The 5,697-nt window shown below is 73.2% G+C and carries 5 protein-coding genes and 2 pseudogenes; 4 read left to right on the top strand and 3 right to left on the bottom strand.

What is annotated here, in order from left to right; translation table 11 throughout:
* Window positions 1–505 (top strand): annotated as a pseudogene (locus tag EEJ42_RS53380) (hypothetical protein); the annotation flags it as partial.
* Between the two features lie 11 nt (window positions 506–516).
* Window positions 517–1,140, top strand: a complete 624-nt coding sequence (locus EEJ42_RS35110; RefSeq protein WP_123106263.1) for a hypothetical protein — start codon at window positions 517–519, stop codon at window positions 1,138–1,140.
* A 216-nt stretch (window positions 1,141–1,356) separates the two neighbouring features.
* Here EEJ42_RS35110 and EEJ42_RS53375 read toward each other — a convergent pair.
* Both EEJ42_RS53375 and EEJ42_RS35100 read right to left on the bottom strand, forming a co-directional pair.
* A pseudogene (locus EEJ42_RS53375) lies at window positions 1,357–1,572 on the bottom strand (SDR family NAD(P)-dependent oxidoreductase); the annotation flags it as partial.
* A 131-nt stretch (window positions 1,573–1,703) separates the two neighbouring features.
* Window positions 1,704–2,621, bottom strand: coding sequence for an AraC family transcriptional regulator (locus EEJ42_RS35100; RefSeq protein ID WP_123106261.1), 918 nt, complete (start codon window positions 2,619–2,621; stop codon window positions 1,704–1,706).
* 224 nt (window positions 2,622–2,845) lie between these two features.
* On the opposite strand from EEJ42_RS35100, the gene EEJ42_RS35095 reads away from it, so the two are divergent.
* Window positions 2,846–3,766 (top strand): zinc-binding dehydrogenase, encoded by a 921-nt coding sequence (locus EEJ42_RS35095; protein WP_123106259.1) that lies wholly within the window; start codon window positions 2,846–2,848, stop codon window positions 3,764–3,766.
* A gap of 210 nt (window positions 3,767–3,976) precedes the next feature.
* On the opposite strand, the gene EEJ42_RS35090 is transcribed toward EEJ42_RS35095, so the two are convergent.
* A complete protein-coding gene (locus EEJ42_RS35090) occupies window positions 3,977–4,963 on the bottom strand; it encodes an aldo/keto reductase (protein WP_123106257.1) in 987 nt (328 codons plus the stop codon).
* A 111-nt stretch (window positions 4,964–5,074) separates the two neighbouring features.
* Between EEJ42_RS35090 and EEJ42_RS35085 the strand changes: the two genes are divergently transcribed.
* Window positions 5,075–5,488 carry an NUDIX hydrolase gene (locus EEJ42_RS35085; RefSeq protein ID WP_246097579.1) on the top strand — a complete coding sequence of 138 codons (414 nt, stop codon included), beginning with the start codon at window positions 5,075–5,077 and terminating at the stop codon, window positions 5,486–5,488.
* The last annotated feature ends 209 nt before the right edge of the window (window positions 5,489–5,697 follow it).

Genomic DNA, 5,697 nt, shown 5'->3' with positions numbered 1-5,697 from the left:
GTGCGCGGCCGTGGCCGGGCAGGGCGGCGACGGGCCGGTCGTGCTGCGGGCCGACGACGGCGAGCTGACGGTCGAGGGCGGCCCCGTGCTGCCCGCCGTCCCGGACGGCGCCCGGCGGGCCGCCGCAGGAGGCACCACGGCAGGGGACAGCCCGCTGTCCGCCGCCGCACGCAACAACACGCTGTCGACCGCCGCGGACGATGCCTCACCTCCGACCGCCGTGGACGGGACCCCGCCGCCCGCTGTCGCGCACGGCACCGCACGGCCAGGCGTCCCAGATGGCGCCGCGCCGCCCGCCAGTGCACACGGCGCCCGGCTCGCCGCCCTGTGCACCGGGCCGCCGCTGCGGATCGCCTTCGACCCGGCCGTCCTGTTGCCCGCGCTGGAGGCGGGCGTGGGGCCCGATGTGCTGCTGGAGATCGCCTCGGCCGCCGAGCCCGTCGTCGTCCGGTCTGCCGATCAGGGCAGTTTCACGACGCTCGTCATGCCCGTCCGGACCCCGTGAAGGAGACGGCGATGGATTCCGACAACCCCGTGGTCCGGCTGTGCGTCGAGGGCATGGCCGCCGAGGCCGAGGGGCGGGTCGACGACGCCCGCACCCGGTTCCGGCAGGCATGGGACGCCGCCACCGACGACTACGAGATGTGCGTGGCCGCGCACTACCTGGCCCGGCACCAGCCCACCCCCGAGGAGACGTTGCGCTGGAACCAGGAGTGCCTGGACCGCGCGGACGCGGTCGGCGACGACCGGGTCCGCGGCTTCTACGCCTCGCTGCACGTCAACATGGGCGGGGCCTACCGGGCACTCGGTGACCCGGCCGCCGCCCGCCGGCACTTCGTACGCGCCGCCGCGCACATCGGCGACGTACCGCCGGGGAGTTACGCGGACTGGACCCGCTTCGGCATCGCCGACGGGTTGCGCACCGCCCGACGCGACGGGCCGCTCGCCGCGCTGCTGGACCGGCTCTGCGCCCGCGGCGAGCTGCGGGCGCTCGGCGTGATCCTGCCGCCCTATCTGGGTGATCTGGGCACGGAGGAGGACCGGGAGCGGCTGGTCACCGCGCTGCGCATGGTGCACGCCGCCCGCTGGCTGGCGGGCGAGGAGCAGGAGGCGCTGAGCGCGGTAATCGGACGCGAGTGAGGTTTTCTCGCCGAATGATCTCGTGAGGTGGTCGGCCCAAGCGCGGCGCGGCATGACGGACTTGTCGGCCGGGCCGGAGAAGGCGATCATGCCGGCGACGTTGAGGATGGTGCCGCTGCCGCGCTGCTGCATGCCGCCGACGGCGGCGCGCATCAGCTGGGTGGGGGCGAGGACCTTTACGCCGGCGTTGTTGACCAACATCTCCAGCGGCTCGTCGACGCAGTAGGAGGCGACGGCGTCGATGCCCTCCTCGGTGGACAGATCCGCGGCGACGGTGCGCACCTTCACCTCAGGGTGGTCGGCGGCGAACTGGTCGAGGCGGTCCCGGCGGCGGCCGACGATGATCAGGTCGTAGCCGTCGGCGGCGAAGCGCTCGGCGAACGCCTTGCCGATCCCGGTGGTCGCGCCGGTGACGAGTGCGAGCTTGCTCATGAGGGGTGTTAGTAGACCGGCCTTCCTGGGACTACCGTACGAGCACGTGCAGTCACGGATCATCGAACCGGCCGGCGTCGTCCCCGAGCGGACGCGGCACGCGCGCCGACACCGGTGAACGGCACGGGACGTCATGCGCGGCGGCTTCGGCTGCGGTACGCGCCCGGCGCGAGGCCGCGGTGGCGCCGGAACGCCCGGCTGAAGGCGTGTGCCGAGGTGTAGCCCACGGCGGCCGCAATCGACTCCACGGTCTGATCCGTGTCCCGGAGCCGCAGGGCCGCGAGGTCCATGCGCCACCGGGTGAGGTACTCCCCCGGGGTCTGGCCGGTCGCCGCCGGGAAACGTCGCGACAGCGTCGCCCTGGACACGCTGATCGCGGCGGCGAGCGTGGCGGTGGTCCACGGGCGGGACGGCTCCTGGTGGATCTTCGTGAGGGCGTCCCGTACCGGCGGATCGAGAAGACCCCTCAGCCAGCCGGCGCGCTCTTCGGCCCGGGCGTCGAGGCGCGCGCGGATGACCTGGATCAGCAACAGGTCGATGAGGCTGTTGAGCACCGCCGTCGTACCGAACTGTGGATGGGAGAGTTCTCGCACGAGGAGCCGCACGAAGTCGTCGACGTGGGGATGCGCGAGCGTTTCGATGTGGACGACGTCGCCGAGTGCGCCCAGGATCGGAGTGCGCACTTCGGGGTCCTGCTCGTAGTGGAGCGTCACCAGTTTCGCGGAAGCCGGCCGTGAGCCGAGCCGGAGCACGTCGCCCATCGCGCGCGCCCGGGCCGCCTCGACCCTGTCGCAGGCACCCGTCCTCACGCCTGGCTCGCCGGACAGCCCGTGCTCGGTTCCCGCGGGCAGGAACACGACGTCCCCGGCCCGCAATTGCCGCGGCCGTCGATCCGGCAGGCCGAGCCACACCGTGCCGGCCGTGATGGCATGGAGGGCGGCCCCGGGGTAGGTGTCCAGCCACAGTCCCCACGTACCGCCGGCCTCGATCCGGGTCCCGAGCGAACCACGCGCACCGGCGGCGATGAGGGCGTTGGCCAGGATGTCCACCTCGCCATCATCACTCGCGACGGCGGGGAGCCGGTGGGCGCGGTGGGGAGCGTCACACCGGTGAGGCAGACGGCCACATCATCGAGGCTGACGGGCGGCGACGAGCCGGGCGGGCCCGCCTTAGCGTGCCACTCGTGGAGGGGAGCCCCACCGGCTCCCTCCTGTCCCGCGGCACGGTGCGACACCCGGCTCGTGACCGCACACCCCAAGAAGGGATACCTCCTGTGCGTGCTCTGGTAGTGGATCCGGACGCCGTCGCCTCCGTGCGACTGGCCGAGGTGGCCGAACCGCGCCCCCGCCCCGACCAGGCGCTCGTGGCGGTGCGTCATATCGCCCTGAATTACGGCGAGCTGGTCTACGCGAGCCAGTGGCCCACCGGATCCGTACACGGCCACGACGCCGCCGGTGTCGTCGTCGAGCAGGCGGCCGACGGCACCGGACCGGCTGCGGGCACCCGTGTGGCCATCGGCCTCGCTGCCCACACGTGGGCGGAGCGCGTGGCCGTCGACTCGACCCGGCTGGCCGCCGTACCCGAAGGGGTCGACCTCGTCGACGCGGCCGCGCTGGGCATCGCGGGCGTGACCGCCCTGCGCGTGCTGCGCACGCGCTCGGTGTTGCGAAGGCGCGTGCTCGTGACCGGGGCGAGCGGCGGTGTGGGGCGGTTCGCCGTCCAGCTGGCCGCCATCGCCGGTGCGCACGTGACGGCTTCGGTCGGCTCCGCCGAACGTGGGGCCGGCATCTCGAAGCTGGGCGCGGACGAGGTGGTGGTCGGTGTGGACGGGCTGGAGCGTCCGTTCGACCTGGTGCTGGACACGGTCGGTGGTCCACAGCTGGCCGCGGTCTGGGGGCTGCTCGCGGCGGGCGGCACCCTCCACGTCGTGGGCCATGCCTCGGGCGAGCCGACCGTTTTCGACACCGGCGCGCTGTTCGCCTTCGGTGAGCCGAAGTCGATCACCACGTACGGCGACGTGACCTCCCCGGTCGATGCCGACCTCACCGATCTGCTCGGGCTGCTGGCTGCCGGGAAATTGTCGGCGGAAGTCGACCTGCGAGGAAGCTGGGAAGACATCGCCGACGCCGTGGCGGCGCTGAAGAGCCGACGGGTCAAGGGGAAGAGCGTGCTCGACGTGACCGGCGGTGACTAGTCCCGCGGTGTCACCGAGGGGCAGCGGGGCCGCGCCGAGTGCGGTGGGAAAGTTCGAGCGCCAGTGGGCGACTCCGGCGGGCGTTGTGTCGTTCAGCACCGCGAAGCGGCTGGTCACCGCGCTGCGCATGGCGCCCGCCACCCGCCGGTCGGGCGGCGGGCGGCGGGCGGGAGCAGGACGCGCCGGCCGCGGTGATCGAGGCGCCGGTGGTCAGCGGTTGACGAAGGCGAGGCTCTTCTCGTCGTAACGGGTTCCGGCGACCTGGTCGGTCGGGGCGGCGGCGTCGATCGCGGCGAGTTCCTCCGCGGACAGCTCGGTGGCGACCGCGGCGAGGTTCTCCTCCAGGTACTTCTCGCGGCGGGTGCCCGGGATCGGCACCACGTCGTCGCCGCGGTGCTGCACCCAGGCGAGGGCGAGCTGACCGGCGGTGACGCCCTTCTCGGCGGCCAGTTCGTTGAGCTTGTCGACAATGGACAGGTTCTGTTCGAGGTTGCCGTCGGCGAACCGGGGCTGGGTGCGGCGCACGTCCGTCTCCGGCAGGTTCTCGACCGACTTGTAGCGGCCGGTGAGGAAGCCGCGGCCGAGCGGGGAGAACGGGACGAGGCCGATGCCGAGTTCGCGGCAGACCGGGGCGGTCTCCTGCTCCAGGTCCCGGGTCCACAGCGACCATTCGCTCTGCAGCGCCGCGATGGGGTGCACCGCGTGGGCGCGGCGGATCGTCGCCGCGCTCGCCTCGGACAGCCCGAGGTGGCGCACCTTGCCCGCCTGGACCAGCTCGGCCATCGCGCCGACGGTCTCCTCGATCGGGACCTCGGGGTCGACGCGGTGCTGGTAGTAGAGGTCGATGTGGTCGATGCCGAGGCGGCGCAGCGACGCGTCGCAGGCCTGGCGGACGTAGGCGGCGTCGCCCCGGATCGCGGTGGGCTCGCCCAGCCGGTTCGCGAAACCGAACTTGGTGGCCACGACGGCCTGCTCGCGGCGCCCGGCCAGGGCCCGGCCGAGCAGCTCCTCGTTGTGTCCGGAGCCGTAGAAGTCGGAGGTGTCCAGCAGGGTGACGCCGAGGTCGAGGGCGCGGTGGATGGTGGCGATCGACTGCGCGTCGTCCGAGTCGCCGTAGCCGTGGCTCATCCCCATGAGCCCCAGGCCCTGTGCGCCGACGGTGAGTTCGCCCAGGTGGCGGGTGGGCAGATCGGACATGGATGCCTCCTTGGTGGTCGTGCCGATCACGCTAGGAGTTGGAGTGCACTCCAAGTCAACCGGGAAAAACCGCTGGCCAGGAGGGTGGCCCCGGCTGCCAGAATCGGCCGCATGACGAATGAGGGCGAAGGGTCCATGGCCGTGGTGGCGGCCGCGATCGTGCAGCGGGGACGGCTGCTGGTGGTGAGCAAGAAGGCGGCACCCGAGGTCTTCTATCTGCCCGGCGGGAAGCCGGACCCGGGCGAGAGCCCGCTGGAGACCCTGGCCCGGGAGCTGGACGAGGAGCTGGGCGTGGTCCCGCTGGAGCCGCGGCTGCTGGCCGAGGTCGAGGGAGTGGCCGCCCTGGAGCGGGTGCCCATGCGGCTGACCGTCTACGGAGCACGGATCGACGGTACGCCCCGTCCGGCGGCCGAACTGGCCCATATGCGGTGGATATCCGGCGGCGAGAGCGATGTCCCGCTCGCGGCGGCCATCCGGAACCACGTGGTGCCCCTGCTGCGGGACAGGGGCATGCTCGCGGCGTGAGACGGGCTTCGGGAGCCCGGCCGAGGGGACGACGACCCGATCGTCGCCTCCGGCCGGTGCCGCCCGTCAGCGCCGCGATGCGCATCCGGAACCGCCCCGCCGGACCGGCCGTCCGGACCGCCCGCCGCCACGCTGCCGGGCGGAGGCCGCGGGCCGTGTGCCGCGGGGCCGTGGTGACGCTCGCGCGGCACGCACACGGCAAAGGCCCG

It is taken from the genome of Streptomyces botrytidirepellens, assembly GCF_003721215.1.
In the GTDB taxonomy this organism is placed as follows: Bacteria; Actinomycetota; Actinomycetes; order Streptomycetales; family Streptomycetaceae; genus Streptomyces; species Streptomyces himastatinicus.
The sequence above is the reverse complement of the archived record's forward strand: the minus strand, read 5'-3'. Positions and strand labels throughout refer to the sequence as shown.

Bases quoted from the DNA above. Each gene is read 5' to 3' on its own strand.
- EEJ42_RS35110 (WP_123106263.1), top strand. From the start codon at position 517: ATGGATTCCGACAACCCCGTGGTCCGGCTGTGCGTCGAGGGCATGGCC.
- EEJ42_RS35090 (WP_123106257.1), bottom strand. From the start codon at position 4,963: ATGTCCGATCTGCCCACCCGCCACCTGGGCGAACTCACCGTCGGCGCA.
- EEJ42_RS35085 (WP_246097579.1), top strand. From the start codon at position 5,075: ATGACGAATGAGGGCGAAGGGTCCATGGCCGTGGTGGCGGCCGCGATC.